Source organism: Lelliottia nimipressuralis (genome assembly GCF_041464075.1).
GTDB classification, from domain to species: Bacteria; Pseudomonadota; Gammaproteobacteria; order Enterobacterales; family Enterobacteriaceae; genus Enterobacter; species Enterobacter nimipressuralis.
On record NZ_CP167172.1, the window covers coordinates 3,111,948 to 3,131,082 of the forward strand.

At 53.4% G+C, this 19,135-nt stretch carries 17 protein-coding genes; 4 read left to right on the plus strand and 13 right to left on the minus strand.

Features of this window, described 5'->3' with window-relative positions; translation table 11 throughout:
• The 4 genes from nuoC to lrhA all read right to left on the minus strand — a co-directional run bounded on the left by nuoC (position 1) and on the right by lrhA (position 4,593).
• A complete protein-coding gene (gene nuoC / locus ACB496_RS14855; protein WP_100779451.1) occupies positions 1-1,803 on the minus strand; it encodes an NADH-quinone oxidoreductase subunit C/D in 1,803 nt (600 codons plus the stop codon).
• Between the two features lie 89 nt (positions 1,804-1,892).
• Positions 1,893-2,567, minus strand: coding sequence for an NADH-quinone oxidoreductase subunit NuoB (gene nuoB / locus ACB496_RS14860; protein WP_003861482.1), 675 nt, complete (start codon positions 2,565-2,567; stop codon positions 1,893-1,895).
• Between the two features lie 15 nt (positions 2,568-2,582).
• Positions 2,583-3,023 (minus strand): NADH-quinone oxidoreductase subunit NuoA, encoded by a 441-nt coding sequence (nuoA, locus tag ACB496_RS14865; RefSeq protein WP_102104904.1) that lies wholly within the window; start codon positions 3,021-3,023, stop codon positions 2,583-2,585.
• Between the two features lie 631 nt (positions 3,024-3,654).
• Entirely contained in the window at positions 3,655-4,593 is a 939-nt protein-coding gene (lrhA, locus tag ACB496_RS14870; RefSeq protein WP_100779449.1) for a transcriptional regulator LrhA, read from the minus strand.
• A gap of 883 nt (positions 4,594-5,476) precedes the next feature.
• Here lrhA and alaA point away from each other — a divergent pair.
• Positions 5,477-6,691 carry an alanine transaminase AlaA gene (alaA, locus tag ACB496_RS14875; protein ID WP_100779448.1) on the plus strand — a complete coding sequence of 405 codons (1,215 nt, stop codon included), beginning with the start codon at positions 5,477-5,479 and terminating at the stop codon, positions 6,689-6,691.
• A 94-nt stretch (positions 6,692-6,785) separates the two neighbouring features.
• The gene (gene yfbR / locus ACB496_RS14880; protein ID WP_102104905.1) at positions 6,786-7,385 is read left to right on the plus strand and encodes a 5'-deoxynucleotidase; all 600 of its coding nucleotides are present in this window, start codon (positions 6,786-6,788) and stop codon (positions 7,383-7,385) included.
• Between the two features lie 72 nt (positions 7,386-7,457).
• On the opposite strand, the gene ACB496_RS14885 is transcribed toward yfbR, so the two are convergent.
• From ACB496_RS14885 to yfbV, 4 genes are all read right to left on the minus strand, one after another.
• Positions 7,458-9,290, minus strand: coding sequence for an SLC13 family permease (locus ACB496_RS14885; protein WP_231276628.1), 1,833 nt, complete (start codon positions 9,288-9,290; stop codon positions 7,458-7,460).
• Between the two features lie 76 nt (positions 9,291-9,366).
• Positions 9,367-10,026 carry a sugar phosphatase gene (locus ACB496_RS14890; RefSeq protein ID WP_100780843.1) on the minus strand — a complete coding sequence of 220 codons (660 nt, stop codon included), beginning with the start codon at positions 10,024-10,026 and terminating at the stop codon, positions 9,367-9,369.
• Between the two features lie 10 nt (positions 10,027-10,036).
• Complete coding sequence (locus tag ACB496_RS14895; RefSeq protein WP_095282756.1) at positions 10,037-10,531, minus strand: YfbU family protein; 495 nt, start codon at positions 10,529-10,531, stop codon at positions 10,037-10,039.
• Positions 10,532-10,621: 90 nt separating this feature from the next.
• Positions 10,622-11,077: a terminus macrodomain insulation protein YfbV gene (gene yfbV, locus ACB496_RS14900; RefSeq protein ID WP_100779445.1), complete on the minus strand. Its 456-nt coding sequence runs from the start codon at positions 11,075-11,077 to the stop codon at positions 10,622-10,624.
• 337 nt (positions 11,078-11,414) lie between these two features.
• On the opposite strand from yfbV, the gene ackA reads away from it, so the two are divergent.
• Together ackA and pta are read left to right on the plus strand one after the other, a co-directional pair.
• On the plus strand, positions 11,415-12,617 hold the full coding sequence (ackA, locus tag ACB496_RS14905) for an acetate kinase (protein ID WP_100779444.1): 1,203 nt from the start codon (positions 11,415-11,417) through the stop codon (positions 12,615-12,617).
• A gap of 76 nt (positions 12,618-12,693) precedes the next feature.
• Positions 12,694-14,838: a phosphate acetyltransferase gene (gene pta, locus ACB496_RS14910; RefSeq protein ID WP_100779443.1), complete on the plus strand. Its 2,145-nt coding sequence runs from the start codon at positions 12,694-12,696 to the stop codon at positions 14,836-14,838.
• A gap of 80 nt (positions 14,839-14,918) precedes the next feature.
• On the opposite strand, the gene ACB496_RS14915 is transcribed toward pta, so the two are convergent.
• The 5 genes from ACB496_RS14915 to ACB496_RS14935 all read right to left on the minus strand — a co-directional run bounded on the left by ACB496_RS14915 (position 14,919) and on the right by ACB496_RS14935 (position 18,912).
• Positions 14,919-15,872 (minus strand): transketolase family protein, encoded by a 954-nt coding sequence (locus tag ACB496_RS14915; protein WP_371972943.1) that lies wholly within the window; start codon positions 15,870-15,872, stop codon positions 14,919-14,921.
• Positions 15,865-16,695, minus strand: coding sequence for a transketolase (locus ACB496_RS14920; RefSeq protein WP_123427189.1), 831 nt, complete (start codon positions 16,693-16,695; stop codon positions 15,865-15,867). The genes ACB496_RS14915 and ACB496_RS14920 overlap by 8 nt, the downstream gene beginning before the upstream one ends.
• Positions 16,692-18,083: a PTS ascorbate transporter subunit IIC gene (locus ACB496_RS14925; RefSeq protein WP_107703186.1), complete on the minus strand. Its 1,392-nt coding sequence runs from the start codon at positions 18,081-18,083 to the stop codon at positions 16,692-16,694. Before ACB496_RS14925 ends, ACB496_RS14920 begins: the two co-directional genes overlap by 4 nt.
• A gap of 27 nt (positions 18,084-18,110) precedes the next feature.
• Entirely contained in the window at positions 18,111-18,389 is a 279-nt protein-coding gene (locus tag ACB496_RS14930; RefSeq protein ID WP_371972944.1) for a PTS sugar transporter subunit IIB, read from the minus strand.
• A gap of 79 nt (positions 18,390-18,468) precedes the next feature.
• Positions 18,469-18,912: a PTS sugar transporter subunit IIA gene (locus ACB496_RS14935; RefSeq protein WP_107703185.1), complete on the minus strand. Its 444-nt coding sequence runs from the start codon at positions 18,910-18,912 to the stop codon at positions 18,469-18,471.
• Between the last annotated feature and the right edge of the window lie 223 nt (positions 18,913-19,135).

The following is a 19,135-nucleotide window of genomic DNA, read 5'->3' on the forward strand; positions in this document are numbered from 1 at the left end:
TTAGCGGTCCACATCTGACATAACAAAATCGATACTACCCAGATACACAATCAGGTCGGAGACCAGACTGCCGCGAATGGCGGACGGGATCTGCTGCAGGTGCGCATAGCTCGGCGTACGGATACGCGTACGATAGCTCATGGTGCTGCCGTCACTGGTCAGGTAGTAACTGTTAATACCCTTGGTCGCTTCAATCATCTGGAAGGATTCGTTGGCCGGCATGACCGGGCCCCAGGAAACCTGCAGGAAGTGAGTGATCAGGGTTTCGATATGTTGCAGCGTGCGCTCTTTCGGTGGCGGCGTTGTCAGCGGGTGATCCGCTTTGAACGGGCCTTCCGGCATGTTGTTGAGGCACTGCTCAAGGATGCGCAGACTCTGGCGCAGCTCTTCTACTTTCAGCATCACGCGGGTGTAGCAGTCGGATACACCGCCGCCAACCGGGACTTCGAAGTCGAAGTTTTCGTAGCCAGAGTATGGACGGGCTTTACGCACGTCGAAATCAATACCCGTCGCACGCAGGCCAGCACCGGTGGTGCCCCACTCCAGCGCTTCTTTTGCGCCGTAAGCGGCCACGCCTTTGGAACGGCCAATCAGGATGGTGTTACGCAGCGCGGCTTTCTCGTAAGAGGCCAGACGCTTCGGCATCCAGTCGAGGAATTCGCGCAGCAGACGATCCCATCCGCGCGGCAGATCGTGTGCCACGCCGCCGATACGGAACCAGGCCGGGTGCATACGGAAACCCGTAATTGCTTCAACCAGATCGTAGATTTTCTGACGGTCGGTAAACGCGAAGAACACCGGCGTCATCGCCCCGACGTCCTGAATGAACGTGGAGATGTAGAGCAGGTGACTGTTGATACGGAACAGCTCTGACAGCATCACGCGGATAACGTTAACGCGATCCGGTACGGTGATACCCGCCAGTTTCTCAACGGCCAGCACATAAGGCATTTCGTTCACGCAGCCGCCGAGGTACTCGATACGGTCGGTGTAAGGAATGTAGCTGTGCCAGGACTGACGCTCGCCCATCTTCTCAGCACCACGGTGGTGGTAACCGACATCAGGCACACAGTCAACAATCTCTTCGCCGTCGAGCTGAAGAATAATACGGAACGCACCGTGCGCAGACGGGTGGTTTGGACCGAGGTTGAGGAACATGAAATCCTCGTTGTCGGTACCGCGCTTCATGCCCCAGTCTTCCGGCTTGAAAGTCAGCGCTTCCATCTCCAGATCCTGCTTGGCTTTGGTCAGCTCAAACGGATCGAATTCGGTGGCGCGCGCCGGATAGTCTTTACGCAGCGGGTGGCCGGTCCAGGTCTGCGGCATCATGATGCGCGTCAGGTGCGGGTGGCCATCGAAGGTCATGCCGAACATTTCCCAGGTTTCACGCTCATACCAGTTGGCGTTAGGGAAAAGTTTGGTGAGCGTCGGCAGATGCATGTCGTTTTCAGACAATGCCACCTTGAGCATGATATCCCGGTTGCGGTCTATTGAGATCAGGTGGTAGAAAACGGAAAAATCCGCCGCGGGTAAACCGTGACGGTGGGTGCGAAGACGCTCATCCATGCCGTGTAAGTCAAACAGCATGACGTAAGGTTTAGGTAATTTCTTTAAGAAATCAACTGCTTCCAGCAATTGTTCACGCTTCACCCAAACAACGGGTACCCCGGTGCGGGTGGCCTGAACAGTAAAGGCATCCGGCCCAAAACGGTTGCGCAGTTCGCCAATGACCGGGTCATCGAGATGATCCCGGGTTTGCCATGCGGCATCTTGCGCGGTTAAGTCGGTCATATTGTTCACCATTGCAAATGGTCCGTGGTGACTGTTAAGCCTGGCTTCGCGCTATTTGTATAGTGATATGCGAAGGTTTGCCCCAGGCCCACAGGCGCAAATTAAATTTCGTCAGGCGTACGCAGATTGGTGACTGCAATACGTTCTCCGCGTTTACGCTCGCGCTCAGACTGCATATTGGCGCGGTACACGCCCTGGTCGCCCACGACCCAGGAAAGCGGACGGCGTTCTTTACCGATCGACTCCTGCAGCAGCATCAGCGCCTGCATGTAAGCTTCCGGACGCGGCGGGCAGCCAGGGATGTAAACATCCACCGGGATAAACTTATCGACGCCTTGCACAACGGAATAAATGTCGTACATACCACCCGAGTTTGCACAGGCACCCATGGAGATAACCCACTTCGGCTCGAGCATCTGGTCATAAAGACGCTGAATGACTGGCGCCATTTTGGTGAAGCAGGTTCCGGCCACCACCATCAGGTCAGCCTGACGAGGGGAAGCACGCAGTACCTCGGCACCAAAACGCGCAACGTCATGCACCGCAGTGAATGACGTCACCATTTCAACGTAGCAGCAAGAAAGACCAAAGTTGTATGGCCAGATGGAGTTCTTACGACCCCAGTTGACCATATCGTGCATGGCATGTTCGAGCTTGCCCATGTACACGCTTTTGTTGACTTCTTGCTCCAGGGGGTCGGTTACGATCTCCTGTTTTTGCAGGGGGTAACGGTCATTCTCACCGTTAGGATCTATGCGGGTGAGCGTATAATCCATCTTATTGCCTCGCTGTTACTGCTGACGATTAGAGTTACTGTTTTCCGGATTAACCAGTTCACGGCGTGAACGCACAGGTGTCCAGTCCAGCGCGCCGATGCGCACCAGGTACACCAGACCGGCCAGTAGCACTAAAATGAAAATTGCGGCTTCGACAAAGCCAGTCCATCCACTTTCGCGGATTGACGTTGACCATGCGAACAGGTAGAGCGCTTCAACGTCGAAAATGACGAAGAACATGGCCACCAGATAGAACTTGGCGGACAGGCGTAAGCGAGCAGTACCTACCGAATCGATACCCGATTCAAATGGGGTGTTTTTGTGCCTTGCGCGGGCGCGACCGCCCAGGAACCAGCCGCCGATTAACATCAGGCAGCACAGGCCAATGGCAACAATAAGAAAGATTGCGAATGCCCAGTGATGAGCGACGACTTCTGTGGATGTTGACATACTCATTGCTTACTCATCAAAAGTGATATCTACAGCTCTGCTCTTGCTGGCAGATGGACATCACATCGATTCATGGGGAGGAACAAATAACCTTACACCGACTGTCAGAAATGAGACATAGACAGCAAAATGATGTGGTTTTTTACTCCTTTCTATAACCTTTTGTCAACTTTAACAAAGGTTTCTTCACATTAAATCACATAGATCGATTCTCATTAACATTTCATGCCCTTTAACCCTGGTGGGTCGATGACTTTACGTCAACTGCATGCTGTTGAATCGTGTCCGTTTTGAAGTAAAAGAAATATTACCCTCCTATTTTGACAGGATTTGCTGCTGATTCCTCCCCCCAAATGGGAGTATTTTCTTGATCTGAGACACGCTTTTGTTAATCCAATCAAAAAAACGGCAACATTTTTGCTGGTTTTTTAACATCAGTGCCGCAGAGAAGATAACAAAACGCATTACGTTCAAAAATCGAGCAGAACCATACATCGCGATGATAATTAAGACTTATTTACAATAACCTCAAAGAGTATGGCGCTATTGTTGTCAAAAAAAAACCACTCCGCGGAAATACCGCACGAGTGGTTCTTTTTTACACTTACAAATTGTTACGACAATTATCGGATCGGGATCACTCAAAATCCCCTTCAACCACCAGGGAATCGCCCCCCCCTTCAGGAGTAACATTCTCGAATTGCCATGGGTTGTGGTAGTTCACCATCGCTTCAAACACGATTTTTGCCAGCTCGTTGTTGCTGGATGAGTTATGGCAAAGCAGATATTCCGTGTCCGGCAGCGCAGGTAAACCATTTGATTTACCTAAGACGCGTAAATCCGGGCTCATCATCTCAACAGGGCGAGCGGTCACACCAAGGCCGGCTTTAACGGCGGCACGCACTGCAGGTAATGTGGAAGCCACGTACGCTAAACGCCACGGAATATTCGCTTCATTTAGAGCCGACAACACCATATCGCGGAACGGACTAGGATCGTCCAGCAATACCAACGGAATAGGCTCGCCTTTTTGCAGCACATATTCTGCCGCGCAATACCAGTGCGTTGGCGACGTTCGCAATGTCAGACAATCAAATTGTCCAGGACAGTGCGTGGTAACAACCAGATCAACTTCATGGTCTTTAAGCATATCAATCATGAAGGCATTTCGTTTTACGCTGACATCCAGCGCAAGCTTCGGATAAACCGAACTGATCCGATTAAGTAAAAACGGCAATATCGTATCAGCAGATTCATCAGAAGCGCCTAACGTTAAAACGCCCTGAAGATTGCTAAACATTAATGACATACATGCTTCATCATTGAAGCGTAAAATCTTCCTGGCGTAACCCAGTAACTGGATCCCGTGCTCAGTTAACAGTTTATTACGACCGTGGCGTGCAAAGAGTTCTTTGCCCACCAGTTGCTCCAGTCGCTGCATCTGTTGGCTGACCGCCGATTGCGTACGGCAGACAGCGGCAGCAGCGGCTGCAAAGGTGTTGAGATCAGCGACCGCAACAAACGTTCTCAGCAGATCGAGATCGAGATTTAGTATCGGACGATTTGCATTTATCATATCTATTCACTTACAAGTTGCTCGTGCGGAGCTGCCGACCGGCAGACTACCTGACAGATAGTTATTGGCTGGTGTATAGCAGAAGTCAGAAACAACGTTCCATGACGATATTTTTATTCTCTTAAATGTTCAGGATATTTTTAGATTTTGCTGATTTCAGTAAATTCCATTAAAGAACTTACTCATCATCACTCTTTTACTCGCAACACGGGCACAGCAGTAAAGGTGTTGCCTATCCAGTATAGTAGAGATAATTCTAACAATAACAATCAACTAATTCAGAAAAATCGAGGCAAAATACACAGTAATGTAAACATTCCTCTCTTTTCCTGAGACAACATCTTAACCCAAATCCACTTTATTTATAAGTATTATTACACCATTACTGATTAATCCATGTTGATTAACGGCTAAACTAATTTTATTAAAATTAACGAAAGTTAAGATTTAGGCATCATTAATAAATAAACATTAATGTAGATTAGGTTTATCCATTAATATTGCTTAACAATATTTTCACACGCGCAACCTCTGGCAGAATCCATCATTCACCAAAGATATTAAGAAGCATTCCGGTTTTACGAAAGGTCACCGGGAGAAATCATTGCGATCTCATCGTTTCTCTGTCGCACAGCGGTTTTTGGCAGGGTAAAATACATTAAAAACCATCTGGTGCGAGATAATAGACTGCACAAGCCTCTCAACGCAATGCTTTACACGACCAAATCCCCATTCTGACAGATAAAAAGATTGCCTCTTATTTTCGCATCCCGGCAAAATTTTCTTCTGTACACCCTTCAAAACGCAGCGCGGTGGGAGTACATTGTTCCGTGCTGACTTCCACGGCAGGGAGTGGCAATAACAGCTAAAAGGTCAACGATTCATGTCCCCTATCGAAAAATCCAGCAAATTAGATAACGTCTGTTACGACATTCGCGGTCCGGTTCTTAAAGAGGCTAAGCGCCTTGAAGAGGAAGGCAACAAAGTCCTGAAACTCAACATTGGTAACCCCGCGCCCTTTGGCTTTGACGCGCCGGATGAAATCCTCGTTGATGTGATCCGTAACCTGCCGACAGCGCAAGGCTACTGTGATTCAAAAGGACTCTATTCCGCCCGTAAGGCCATCATGCAGCACTATCAGGCCCGTGGGATGCGCGATGTCACCGTTGAAGATATCTATATTGGTAACGGCGTTTCTGAACTGATCGTCCAGGCGATGCAGGCTTTGCTTAACAGCGGCGATGAAATGCTGGTGCCTGCGCCGGACTATCCGCTGTGGACAGCGGCCGTTTCCCTTTCCAGCGGCAAAGCGGTGCACTATCTGTGCGATGAATCGTCCGACTGGTTCCCGGATCTCGACGATATCCGCGCCAAAATCACCCCGCGCACGCGCGGTATCGTGATTATCAACCCGAACAACCCAACGGGTGCCGTCTATTCTAAAGAGCTGTTGATGGAGATCGTTGAGATCGCCCGTCAGCACAACCTGATCATCTTTGCCGATGAGATTTACGACAAGATCCTCTACGATGCGGCGCAACACCACTCTATTGCTACGCTGGCTCCGGATCTGCTGACCGTCACCTTTAACGGCCTGTCGAAAACCTATCGCGTTGCCGGTTTCCGTCAGGGCTGGATGGTTCTGAACGGCCCGAAAAAACACGCCAAAGGCTATATCGAAGGACTGGAAATGCTCGCCTCGATGCGCCTGTGTGCTAACGTTCCGGCGCAACACGCCATTCAGACCGCGCTAGGCGGTTATCAGAGCATCAGCGAATTTATCGTACCCGGCGGGCGTCTGTATGAGCAGCGTAACCGCGCATGGGAGTTGATCAACGATATTCCTGGCGTCTCCTGCGTGAAGCCGAACGGCGCGCTGTATATGTTCCCGAAAATCGATATTAAACGTTTCAATATTCACGACGACCAGAAAATGGTGCTCGACTTCCTGTTACAGGAAAAAGTCCTGCTGGTGCAGGGAACCGCGTTTAACTGGCCGTGGCCGGACCACGTTCGCATCGTCACCCTGCCGCGCGAGGACGACCTCGAAATGGCGATTAGCCGGTTCGGACGCTTCCTCTCCGGTTATCATCAGTAAACCTCCATCAGGCTGCCGCGGGCAGCCTGATTTGCATCTTGCCTCCCCTCGCCGCACAATGAAATCTGTCGCAGTGCAAGACAAAAGGTTATCTATGAGTCAGAGTCATTTTTTTGCCCATCTCTCCCGCCTGAAGTTAATCAACCGCTGGCCGCTGATGCGCAACGTGCGCACAGAGAACGTGTCTGAACACAGTTTGCAGGTCGCCATGGTCGCGCACGCGCTGGCCGCTATCAAAAACCGTAAATTTAACGGGCAGGTGAATCCTGAGCGCATCGCGCTGCTGGCGATGTATCACGACGCCTCCGAAGTCCTTACCGGGGATTTACCGACACCGGTTAAATATTTCAACTCACAGATTGCGCAGGAATATAAGGCTATCGAGAAGATCGCCCAGCAGAAACTGGTGGATATGGTACCGGAAGAACTGCGGGATATTTTCGCGCCGCTGATCGACGAACACCAGTGCACGGAAGAGGAAAGATTGCTGGTGAAACAGGCGGATGCCCTTTGCGCCTATCTCAAGTGTCTGGAAGAACTCTCCGCCGGAAATAATGAGTTTTTACTGGCGAAAACGCGGCTGGAAAAAACCCTCGAATCGCGTCGCAGCGAAGAGATGGATTATTTCATGGAGGTGTTCGTGCCGAGCTTCCATCTGTCGCTGGATGAAATCAGTCAGGATTCACCGCTGTAAGCCTTTGCCAGGTGTACAGCTGATACACAAATGCAGCCGGGTCAGGCGAAGCCGCCGCCCGGCGCAAACAGGTCAGAACGGGAACAGCACCGGAATCAATACCACGCACACCAGCATTACCAGGATAGTGAACGGCACGCCGAGCTTCACGAAATCGCTGAATTTATAGTTTCCCGGCCCCAGCACCAGGGTATTCACCGGTGACGAAACGGGCGTCATAAACGCCGCCGACGCGGCCATTGCGACCATCATCGCAAACGGATACGGCGACACCCCCATCGATTTAGCCATCGCCAGCGCAATCGGCGCCATCAGCACCGCCGTCGCGGTATTGGAGATAAACAGCCCAATGGTCGCGCACATGACAAACAGACAAATCAGCATCATGTACGGGCCGTATCCCCCGCCGACGTCCATCAGCCCTTTAACCACCAAATCGACACCACCCGTTTTTTGCAGCGCCAGCGCAAACGGCATCATCCCGACGATCAGAATAATGCTCGGCCAGTGAATGGCTTTATAGGCACTTTCCGCGTCGATGCAGCGGAATTTCCCCATCAGCAGACAGGCAATAATGGCCGCGATCGGATTCGGAATTTCGTCCGTGAGCATCAATGCGACCATCAGCACCAGACAGAAAATGGCATGCGGTGCCTGGCTGTGGGCCGGCGACGCGTCGCTCTCTTCGATGGGCATATTGAGCACCACAAAATCACGCCCTTTTTGCCCGAGCAGGCTGATCAGTTTCCAGTTACCGACCACCAGGAAGATATCGCCCAGCTGCAGCGGCTCATCTACTACCGCCCCTTCCATGGCCACCCCGTCGCGTTTCAGGCCAACCACGTTCAGCCCATAGCGGGTACGAAACCCTATCTCACGGACGGTTTTACCCAGCAATTCCGATTCGGGGATAAGAGAGACTTCCGCCATTCCCACGTCCAGCGCCTGGTCGGAGAAATACTCACCGCGCAACACCATGGGCTCCAGCAGTTGCTCGGTGCAGAACTCACGCAGATCGACGTCCGCCGTCGACATATCAATCAGCAGAACATCGCGGGCACGAAACTCAGACACCCCGTTCACATTTACAATCACGCGACGGAACCGGCGCCAGCGCTCGACCCCGATGATATTCGCGCCGTAGCGCTCGCGCAGCTTGAGATCGTCAAGACGCTGACCAATCAGCGGCGAACCGGGGCGAATCGCCAGACGACGCGCCCGACCCGTAAGACGATACTCTTTGATCAGATCGCGGAAGGTACGTCTGCGCCAGCCATCGCGGTGTTTATGCTGGTTATCGCCCTTGAGGGCAAAGCGGGTCAGGAGCATATAAATCACGCCGAGCACCAGCACCACCAGGCCAATCGGCGTCACGCTGAAGAAACTAAACCCGGCATAGCCTTCGCGCAGCAGTTCACTGTTAACCACCAGGTTCGGCGGCGTGGCGACCAGAGTCATCATGCCGCTAATCAGCCCGGCAAAACTCAGCGGCATCATCAGTCGCGACGGTGAGGTCTGCATGCGCATGGAGACGCTTAATACCACCGGAATAAAGATCGCAACGACGCCGGTGGAGCTCATAAAGGCACCCAGCCCGGCGACCGTCAGCATCAGGTAGATGAGCATTTTGGTTTCGCTGCTGCCCGCCACTTTCACCAGCCAGGCCCCCATCACCGTGGCGACGCCGGTGCGCACCAGCCCGTCACCGATGATAAACAGCGCGGCAATCAAAATAACGTTGGGATCGCTAAAACCCGAGAAGGCTTCCGGGAGCGTTAAGGTGCCGCTCAGAACAAACGCGACGATAACCAGTAAAGCGACGGCGTCCATGCGCACTTTGCCGGTTGCAAAGAGAATGATGGCGATAGCAAGCAGGCTGAGCACCCAAATCAGTTCACCGTTCACAACATGTCCTTGTCAGGGAAAGGGAGTGGAATTTTGCCATAAAAAGGCCCCAACAATGTGGGGCCAAATCATGGGATTACATTTTTAAGGAGACGGTAACATTTCCGTCTGCGCCCTTGTGAACGGACAGCGCGGCAAGCGACGTGAGCACAAAGTCGACCTCGTCGAGCCGGGGCGAACCGGCGGGGACATTCACGGCAACCACATGGCTTCCGGCGTTCAGCCCGGCCAGCACACCGGCGGCGGCATCCTCTACCACGACGCACTCGGCCGGATGGATGCCCAGCAATTCCGCCCCTAATAAGAAGGCGTCCGGTTCCGGTTTCCCGCGCTTCACGCGTTCGGCGGTGACGAACACTTCAGGCGTCGGCAGACCAGCAGCCTTATGGCGGGCGTGCGCGACGGGAATCGAACCTGAGGTCACGATAGCCCACGGAATCTGCGCTTCTTCAAGATGATTGAGCAGCTCAAGCGCGCCCGGCAAGGCGACAATCCCTTCAACATCTGTTGCTTCGATCTGCTCCAGATACTTGAACTCCGCCTGAATCTCTTCTTCGGTTCGTCCTGGCAAGAAGTGACGTAAAGAGGTAATGGCCTGTTTGCCATGGATGAAATTCAATACGTCCTGATGGTCAATGCCATGCCTGTCGGCCCAATGGCACCACGAGCGCTCGACTACCGGCAGCGAATCCACCAGCGTACCGTCCAGATCAAACAGAAAACCTTTACACTGCACACTTACCCCCTCAGGCATTGATAATTTGCTGAATTTCGTTACTGCTTAAATGGTACTGACGCGGGCAGGCGTGCCACGCGCTTAACATACGCTGATATTTTTCCCACATCGGCGTCTGGGAATTAAAGCCATGGGTTCCGGCATCAAAATGGGTGTAACGCCCTTCGGTGTTGACCATGAAACGAACATAGCTCAGGTAACGCGATTCGGTCGCCACGTCAAAACCGAGGAATGTCACGCGACGCTCATCAATGGTTTGAGCATCTTTCAGGTTGGTCCAGGAAACATGCAGCGCGTGGTACATCTCCATAATGTCGATGACGGTGCGGCACGTCTCTTCCTTCAGCTCGCCAAACTCGCGGTCCAGCTCGCGCATCTGCAAGCCAAAGCCACGTTCAACGATAGTCTGCAAGCGGCGATAGCGCTCCGCGTTGTCGGGATCAAGCATAGTCATCATCTTGTACTGATTGGACAAAATCAGACGTTGAGCATTGGTCATTTCCATCTTTCGACTCCTGTTGCGCGTTGCACTAAAAAAAAGACACGGTAACTGGTGGTTACTGTGCCTTCTTTTCGTGACCGTTTCGATGATCAATCACAAGTCATCAAGGAATGTTTTATCAAGTTGCTTGAAAGCCCGCTTGAGCGTATCCGCCAGCGCCTGATAATCCGGTTTGCCTTCAACCGGGGCCAGCGCCTGGCCTGCTTCCTGAAGTTTCCCGCGCACTTCATAAAACCAGTGTAAAATAGTAGGTGGCAGCGGCGTGACAGAACGTTTACCCAACCACCACAATCCCTGCATCGGGAGACTGAGTGCAAACAGCGCGGTTGCCACTGCCGGGCCAAGCTGACCACCCAGCGCGATTTGCCAGCACAGGGTAAAGACGGCAATCGGCGGCATAAAACGGATCGCATAGCGGGTGATGCGGATAACGCGGTTATCTACAAACACCGGCGCAAGGCGCTTCTCCAGGGGCCACGTCTTTGCGTAATGCTGGCCCCGACGAAACAGACTCAAGAAGCTCACGGAGGGGTTCTCAGGTGTCGACATGGCTGTACCTCAACTTCACATATAAAAATTAAAATTTTCGTGCAAATCCACAACAAGCCATGACAACGTTCAAAATATTTTGTCATCGCTACCCAGTATCGGGTATTCTGTGCCAGCCTGATTGGGCCTTAGACGAGAATCGTTAACTCGTCAAATTATCGCATATTATGCCATTGTCTGAAAATCGTTCAAAATGGCATAAAATCATATGGATTTCTTTCATCATGCCAGAAAGTTCGTTTGGCATGATGTTAATCATAAATGTCTGGGTCATCTTGCGCTACGCTACGAGACTCACTGACGTTTTTTTAGCCACGTATCAATAATAGGTACTTCCATGTCGAGTAAGTTAGTACTGGTTCTGAACTGCGGTAGCTCCTCACTGAAATTCGCCATCATCGATGCGCTCAACGGTGAAGAGTACCTCTCTGGTTTGGCCGAATGTTTCCATCTTCCTGAAGCACGTCTGAAATGGAAAATGGACGGCAGCAAACAAGAAGCGGCTTTAGGTGCAGGCGCCGCTCACAGTGAAGCGCTGAACTTTATCGTTAACACTATTCTGGCACAAAAACCAGAACTGTCTGCTCAGCTGACTGCGATCGGCCACCGTGTAGTTCACGGCGGCGAGAAGTACACCGGCTCTGTAGTGATCGACGATTCCGTTATTCAGGGTATCAAAGACGCAGCCTCTTTTGCACCGCTGCACAACCCTGCACACCTGATCGGCATCGCGGAAGCGCTGAAATCCTTCCCGAATCTGAAAGACAAAAACGTCGCTGTCTTCGACACCGCGTTCCATCAGACCATGCCAGAAGAGTCTTACCTCTATGCCCTGCCGTACAGCCTGTACAAAGAGCACGGCGTTCGTCGTTACGGCGCACACGGCACCAGCCACTTCTATGTTACTCAGGAAGCGGCCAAGATTCTGAACAAACCTGTTGAAGAGCTGAACATCATCACTTGCCACCTGGGCAACGGTGGTTCTGTTTCTGCTATCCGCAACGGCGAGTGTGTTGATACTTCTATGGGTCTGACCCCGCTGGAAGGTCTGGTGATGGGTACACGTTCCGGTGACATCGACCCGGCGATCATCTTCCACCTGCACGACACCCTGGGCATGAGCGTTGATGCAATCAACAAAATGCTGACCAAAGAGTCTGGCCTGCTGGGTCTGACCGAAGTCACCAGCGACTGCCGTTACGTTGAAGACAACTACACCACCAAAGCTGACGCTAAACGTGCAATGGACGTTTACTGCCACCGTCTGGCGAAATACATCGGTTCTTACACTGCACTGATGGATGGTCGTCTGGATGCGGTTATCTTCACCGGTGGTATCGGTGAGAACGCGGCAATGGTTCGTGAACTGTCCCTGGGCAAACTGGGCGTTCTGGGCTTCGATGTTGATCACGAACGTAACCTGGCTGCCCGTTTCGGCAAGTCTGGCTTCATCAACAAAGAAGGCACCCGCCCGGCTCTGGTTATCCCAACCAACGAAGAGCTGGTCATCGCGCAAGACGCGAACCGTCTGACTGCCTGATTCCACACCGCCAGCAATGCTGGCGGTGCTGTTTTGTACCCCGCCCACTGCGGCGGTAACCAAAAGAGGATAAACCGTGTCCCGTACTATTATGCTGATCCCTACCGGAACCAGCGTCGGCCTGACCAGCGTCAGCCTTGGCGTTATCCGTGCTATGGAACGCAAAGGCGTTCGCCTGAGCGTCTTTAAGCCTATCGCCCAGCCTCGTGCCGGTGGCGATGCGCCAGACCAGACCACCGCCATCGTGCGTGCGAATTCCGGTCTGCCAGCGGCTGAACCGCTGAAAATGAGCCACGTTGAGTCTCTGCTCTCCAGCAATCAGTCCGATGTGCTGATGGAAGAGATCATCGCTAACTACCACGCGAACGCGAAGGACGCGGAAGTGGTTCTGGTTGAAGGTCTGGTTCCGACGCGCAAACATCAGTTTGCTCAGTCTCTGAACTACGAAATCGCCAAAACCCTGAACGCTGAAATCGTGTTCGTGATGTCCCAGGGTACCGATACTCCGGAACAGCTGAACGAGCGCATTGAGCTGACTCGCAGCAGCTTCGGCGGCGCGAAAAACAGCAACATCACCGGCGTTATCGTTAACAAACTGAACGCACCGGTTGATGAACAAGGCCGTACTCGCCCTGACCTGTCTGAAATTTTCGACGACTCTTCCAAAGCGAAGATCGTGAAAGTGGACCCTGCTCAGCTGAGCGCAAGCAGCCCGCTGCCAGTGCTGGGCGCGGTGCCGTGGAGCTTCGATCTGATCGCTACCCGTGCGATCGACATGGCGCGTCACCTGAATGCGACCGTGGTTAACGAAGGCGACATCAATACCCGCCGCGTGAAATCTGTGACCTTCTGTGCGCGCAGCATTCCGCACATGCTGGAACATTTCCGTGCAGGTTCCCTGCTGGTGACCTCCGCTGACCGTCCTGACGTGCTGGTTGCCGCCTGTCTGGCTGCGATGAACGGCGTTGAGATCGGTGCGATCCTGCTGACCGGCGCATACGAAATGGACCCTCGCGTTAGCAAGCTGTGCGAACGTGCGTTCGCCACCGGCCTGCCAGTATTCATGGTAAACACCAACACCTGGCAGACCTCTCTGAGCCTGCAGAGCTTCAACCTCGAAGTCCCGGTTGATGACCATGAGCGTATCGAGAAAGTTCAGGAATACGTTGCAAGCTACATCAACGCTGACTGGGTTGAGTCTCTGACCGCGACCTCCGAGCGTAGCCGTCGTCTGTCTCCACCAGCATTCCGCTACCAGCTGACCGAGCTGGCGCGTAAAGCCGGTAAACGCGTTGTTCTGCCAGAAGGCGACGAACCGCGTACCGTTAAAGCGGCTGCTATCTGTGCAGAGCGCGGCATCGCGACCTGCGTGCTGCTGGGTAACCCAGATGAAATCACCCGCGTTGCAGCGTCTCAGGGCGTTGAGCTGGGTTCAGGTATCGAAATCGTCGATCCAGAAGTGGTTCGTGAGAGCTACGTTGCCCGTCTGGTTGAGCTGCGTAAGAGCAAAGGCATGACCGAAGCCGTTGCGCGCGAACAGCTGGAAGACAACGTGGTACTGGGTACCCTGATGCTGGAGCAGGACGAAGTTGACGGTCTGGTTTCCGGTGCAGTTCACACCACCGCGAACACCATCCGTCCACCGCTGCAGCTGATCAAAACTGCACCAGGTAGCTCGCTGGTCTCTTCTGTGTTCTTCATGCTGCTGCCTGAACAGGTTTATGTTTACGGTGACTGTGCGATCAACCCAGACCCAACTGCAGAACAGCTGGCTGAGATTGCTATCCAGTCTGCGGACTCCGCAATTGCCTTCGGTATCGAACCGCGCGTTGCGATGCTCTCCTACTCCACCGGCACCTCTGGTGCAGGTAGCGACGTAGAGAAAGTGCGTGAAGCGACGCGTCTGGCGCAGGAAAAACGTCCTGACCTGATGATCGATGGCCCGCTGCAGTACGACGCCGCCGTGATGGCTGACGTTGCGAAATCCAAAGCACCGAACTCTCCGGTAGCAGGTCGCGCGACCGTGTTCATCTTCCCTGATCTGAACACCGGTAACACCACCTACAAAGCGGTACAGCGTTCTGCCGACCTGATCTCCATCGGGCCGATGCTGCAGGGTATGCGCAAGCCGGTGAACGACCTGTCCCGTGGCGCGCTGGTTGACGATATCGTCTACACCATCGCTCTGACCGCGATTCAGTCTTCACAGCAACAGCAGTAATGTTCTGAACGTTCTGTAAGCCCGGTAAGCGTTTGCACCACCGGGCAACAAAAAGGCGACCTTCTGGTCGCCTTTTTTAATTACAGCAGCTCTCGCGCCGCCGAAACAATATCGTGTGCCGTCAGGCCATACTCTTTCTGCAGGAAGTCCTGCGTGCCCACCTGACCATACCGCTCTTTCACGCCGACACGACGCATCGGGACCGGACAGGTTTCCACCAGCACTTCCGCCACCGCAGACCCCAGCCCGTTGTGAATACTGTGGTTTTCACAGGTCACAATCCGCCCGGTTTTCTCGGCGTAGTTTTTCACCAGCATCCGGTCGATAGGTTTCAGGGTAAACATGTCGATTACCGCCGCGCTGACCCCCTCCTGTTCCAGCTGACGAGCCGCTTCCAGCGCTTCCGCCACCATGATGCCGTTTGCAATCAGGGTGATATCGCTCCCCTCACGTAAAACGTTCCCTTTGCCAATGGTAAAGGTCGAACCCGGCGCATAGACGCTTGGTGCCTGCTTACGAATCGTACGCACCCAGTAGAAACCGTCGAGATCGATCAGCTGGCGCAGCACGTCTTCGAACATCACCGCATCGGTCACTTCCAGCACTACCGAATGCGCCAGGCCGCGCACGATCCCCATATCCTCAAACGACATATGGGTGCCGCCGTTGTGACAGGCCGTGACACCCGCATCCGAGGCAATGACCTTGACGTTATTGCGCTGATAATCCAGCGACATAAACAGCTGGTCAAAGCAGCGGCGGCTGGCGAAGGCCGTAAACGTATGCACAAAGGGTTTGCGCCCGGTGAGCGATAGCCCGGCGGCTGTACCGATGACGTTGGCTTCCATAATGCCGCAGTTAATCACATGCTGCGGGTAATCACGCGCCACGCCATCCATTGCCATTGAGCTCATCAGATCCGCTTCGAGAGCGATAATCTCACTTCCGGCTTCAATCTGGTTTGCCACGAAACCGGCGTAGACTTTACGCATCTCGATGGCATCTTTTTGTCCTGCGGGTGCAACCTTAATCATGTGCGGCCTCCAGTTGGCGAATCGTCTCATTCAGCGCGGCTTTGACGTCATCCGTCAGTCGCAGGTGGTGGGAGTTGCTTAGCTGCTCCAGATACGGCACGCCCTGCCCTTTGATACTGTCGAGGATCACCACCAGCGGGCGGGCACCGGCGGCAGGCGGCAGTGAAACCGCCTCCAGCAGTCCGGCCACGTCGTCCCCCTTGACCGTCACCACGTCAAAGCCAAAGGCGCGGAACTTCCCTTCGAGATCGAACGCACAGATGATCTCATCCAGCTCGCCGTCGAGCTGCTGTTTGTTCCAGTCAACAAAAATGGTCAGATTGGTCAGCCGGTGGTGGGCGATAAACTGGAAGGCTTCCCAGCACTGCCCCTCGTTTAGCTCGCCGTCACCGACGATACTGAACACCCGGTTAGGACGCCCCGCCAGCTTATGCGACAGGGCCATCCCGCCGGCGATTGAAATTCCCTGCCCCAGCGAACCGGTAGTGGCATCCACACCGCGCGTTTTCAGGCGATCCGGGTGGCTCGGCAAACGCGTGCCGTTCTGGTTCAGCGTGCTCAGTTCTTCCACCGGGAAATAGCCTTTGATCGCCAGCGTGCTGTAAAGGGCCGGGCCAGCGTGCCCCTTAGAGAGCACGAAGTAATCGCGCTCTGGCCAGTCGGGATCGGCCGGGTCGATTTTCATCACCGCGCCGTACAGCACCGCCAGCGTTTCCACCACCGACATACTGCCGCCGTAATGTCCGAACCCCAGCTGCGTTAAAGATTTGAGCGTTTCCAGGCGGATCTCACGCGCCAGTCGGGTGACTTCTTTCACATTCATGATTTAGCTCCGGTGTTTTCCTGCGCGTTACCGCCCGCAGAGTTGTTTTTAGCGAACACGTTGTAGGCCACCAGCGCGGCGAACAGCGCAACGACGAGACCGGTAATGGCGAACGGAGACAGGTAGCGCGCCAGATTGCCCAGCACGATGCCCACTGCGCCAAAATCGGCGTCTGAGAAAGTGGTGTTAGCGAAACCAATCGCCCCCAGCACCGGCAGCAACATCACCGGCAGGAAGGTAATCAGCAGGCCGTTGGCGAAGGCCCCAATCATAGCACCGCGACGCCCGCCCGTAGCATTCCCGAACACCCCGGCAGTGGCACCGGTGAAGAAGTGAGGAACCACACCCGGCAGGATCAGCACCCAGCTAAACTGCCCACACAGGAACAGACCGACCAGACCGCCAAGGAAGCTGAACAGGAAACCAATCAGCACGGCGTTAGGCGCATAGGGATAGACCACCGGGCAGTCGAGGGCCGGACGCGCATTCGGGACCAGTTTTTCGGAAAAGCCGGTAAAGGCCGGGACAATCTCCGCCAGAATCAGACGCACACCCTGCAGGATGATGAACACCCCTGCCGCGAAGGTGATCGCCATGATAATTGCGTAAACCAGGTAGTTTTGACCGCCGCTGAAGGTCGCTTCGACATACTCACGCCCGGCGCTGACGGCCATAATCAGGTAGATGATCATCATGGTCAGCGAGATAGAGATTGAGCTGTCGCGCAGGAAGCTGAGGTTCTTTGGCAGATTCATCTCTTCCGTTGAGCGCGAGCCTTTCCCGCATTTGCTGCCGATCCAGCCGGAAAGCACGTAGCCCAGCGTACCGAAGTGGCCAAATGCGATATCGTCATTACCGGTGATGCGCTTCATGTAGCGTTGCGCCAGCGCCGGGAAGAACGCCATGACCAGACCGAGAATCAGCGAGCCGGTAAAGACCAGGCCGATCCCCTCAAACCCGGCGACGGTCAGGATCACGCCGATCATGCAGGCCATGTAAAACGTGTGGTGCCCGGTCAGGAAGATGTACTTCAGTCGGGTAAAGCGAGCGACAATAATATTCGCTACCATCCCGAAGGCCATAATCAGCGCCGTAGATGCGCCATATTTCTCCAGCGCAATGGATACAATGGCTTCGTTATTCGGAATAATGCCCTGAATATTAAAAGCGTGTTCAAACATTCCCCCTAAGGGATTTAAGGAGCCGACCAGCACCGTGGCGCCGCCGCCCAGAACAATAAAACCGAGAATGGTTTTAATGGTACCTTTCACCACATCCGAAAACGGTTTTTTCTGGGCCACCAGTCCAATTAATGCAATTAAGCCCACCAGCACTGAGGGTACTTTTAAAATATCAACAACGAAATTCAACGTTTCGAGTATAAACATATCCACCTCACCGTTTACAGGGTGTTATCAGGATGATTGTTTTGCGAACCATGCGCTGAGTTGCGCTTCCAGTTCATTGATATCAATAATGTTGTTGATGACCACCAGCTGGCTTTCCGGCACGCTCGCGCTGGCAGCAATGTCTTTCGCCATCATGAACACGTCGGCAGCACCAGGGGTTGCCGAAGAGAGATCGGAGTGCTCAACCTCAGCCTGGATATTTAATTTTTTTAGCACTTTTTTGATATTCATTTCGACCATGAAACTACTGCCCAGGCCGGAGCCGCAAATCGCCATAATTTTCATTGTTATGCCTTTTTTGAGTAGAGTGCGCCCGCATCACGCCTCAGCGTAATGAGTTAATTAATCGGAATGGGTAATAACGTCAGAAGCGTTCGATAATGGCTTTTATTTCCTCCCGCGTATTTACGTTATGCAGTTCGGCCAAATCATCGTCACTGGAAAATAACTCGGCCAGCGCGGAGATCATTTCGATATGGCTGTGTTTATCGGGTGCAGCCAGCATGATAATAATATCTACCGGATCGAACTCTCCGGCACCGAATGCAACTCCCTGCTTAAGTTTTAATAATGAGAGGCCAAGCCCTTTCGCCCCTTCTTCTGGCCGCGCATGCGGCATGGCCAGCCCTGGTGCCAGCACGTAATACGGTCCTAACTTATGATGCTGTTCGACAATTGCCGTCACATACTCCGGGGAGATCACGTTCATCTCCAGCAGCGGTCTGGCGCAAAGCTCCAGCGCCTGCGGCCAGTTTTCAACGCTCTCTTCCAGGGTAATGGTTGCATCATGTATCCATTTTTTGAGCATGTTTTCCTCCCGGCCTGATATCAACAATGAGCAAACTTTATGCAAGGCTATCACGGATAGCTGCGATCAAGATCACAAAGATAGCGCTACCAATTTCTAACGTTCAAAATTGTGATAGCGCTATCAAATTACAAACCGCACCTTAAATCACAGTAAAAAAAGGGAGTTAAGGCGTATACTGATTTTTACGTGAAGTGAAGGAAGATAACAAAACGCGACTGGT

Excerpts from the sequence above, each read along its gene's own strand:
- ACB496_RS14925 (WP_107703186.1), bottom strand. The coding sequence starts at position 18,083 with ATGTTTATACTCGAAACGTTGAATTTCGTTGTTGATATTTTAAAAGTA.
- ackA (WP_100779444.1), top strand. The coding sequence starts at position 11,415 with ATGTCGAGTAAGTTAGTACTGGTTCTGAACTGCGGTAGCTCCTCACTG.
- ACB496_RS14935 (WP_107703185.1), bottom strand. The coding sequence starts at position 18,912 with ATGCTCAAAAAATGGATACATGATGCAACCATTACCCTGGAAGAGAGC.
- ACB496_RS14930 (WP_371972944.1), bottom strand. The coding sequence starts at position 18,389 with ATGAAAATTATGGCGATTTGCGGCTCCGGCCTGGGCAGTAGTTTCATG.
- lrhA (WP_100779449.1), bottom strand. The coding sequence starts at position 4,593 with ATGATAAATGCAAATCGTCCGATACTAAATCTCGATCTCGATCTGCTG.
- nuoA (WP_102104904.1), bottom strand. The coding sequence starts at position 3,023 with ATGAGTATGTCAACATCCACAGAAGTCGTCGCTCATCACTGGGCATTC.
- yfbV (WP_100779445.1), bottom strand. The coding sequence starts at position 11,077 with ATGTCGACACCTGAGAACCCCTCCGTGAGCTTCTTGAGTCTGTTTCGT.
- yfbR (WP_102104905.1), top strand. The coding sequence starts at position 6,786 with ATGAGTCAGAGTCATTTTTTTGCCCATCTCTCCCGCCTGAAGTTAATC.
- ACB496_RS14915 (WP_371972943.1), bottom strand. The coding sequence starts at position 15,872 with ATGATTAAGGTTGCACCCGCAGGACAAAAAGATGCCATCGAGATGCGT.
- nuoC (WP_100779451.1), bottom strand. The coding sequence starts at position 1,803 with ATGGTGAACAATATGACCGACTTAACCGCGCAAGATGCCGCATGGCAA.
- alaA (WP_100779448.1), top strand. The coding sequence starts at position 5,477 with ATGTCCCCTATCGAAAAATCCAGCAAATTAGATAACGTCTGTTACGAC.
- ACB496_RS14895 (WP_095282756.1), bottom strand. The coding sequence starts at position 10,531 with ATGGAAATGACCAATGCTCAACGTCTGATTTTGTCCAATCAGTACAAG.
- ACB496_RS14920 (WP_123427189.1), bottom strand. The coding sequence starts at position 16,695 with ATGAATGTGAAAGAAGTCACCCGACTGGCGCGTGAGATCCGCCTGGAA.
- nuoB (WP_003861482.1), bottom strand. The coding sequence starts at position 2,567 with ATGGATTATACGCTCACCCGCATAGATCCTAACGGTGAGAATGACCGT.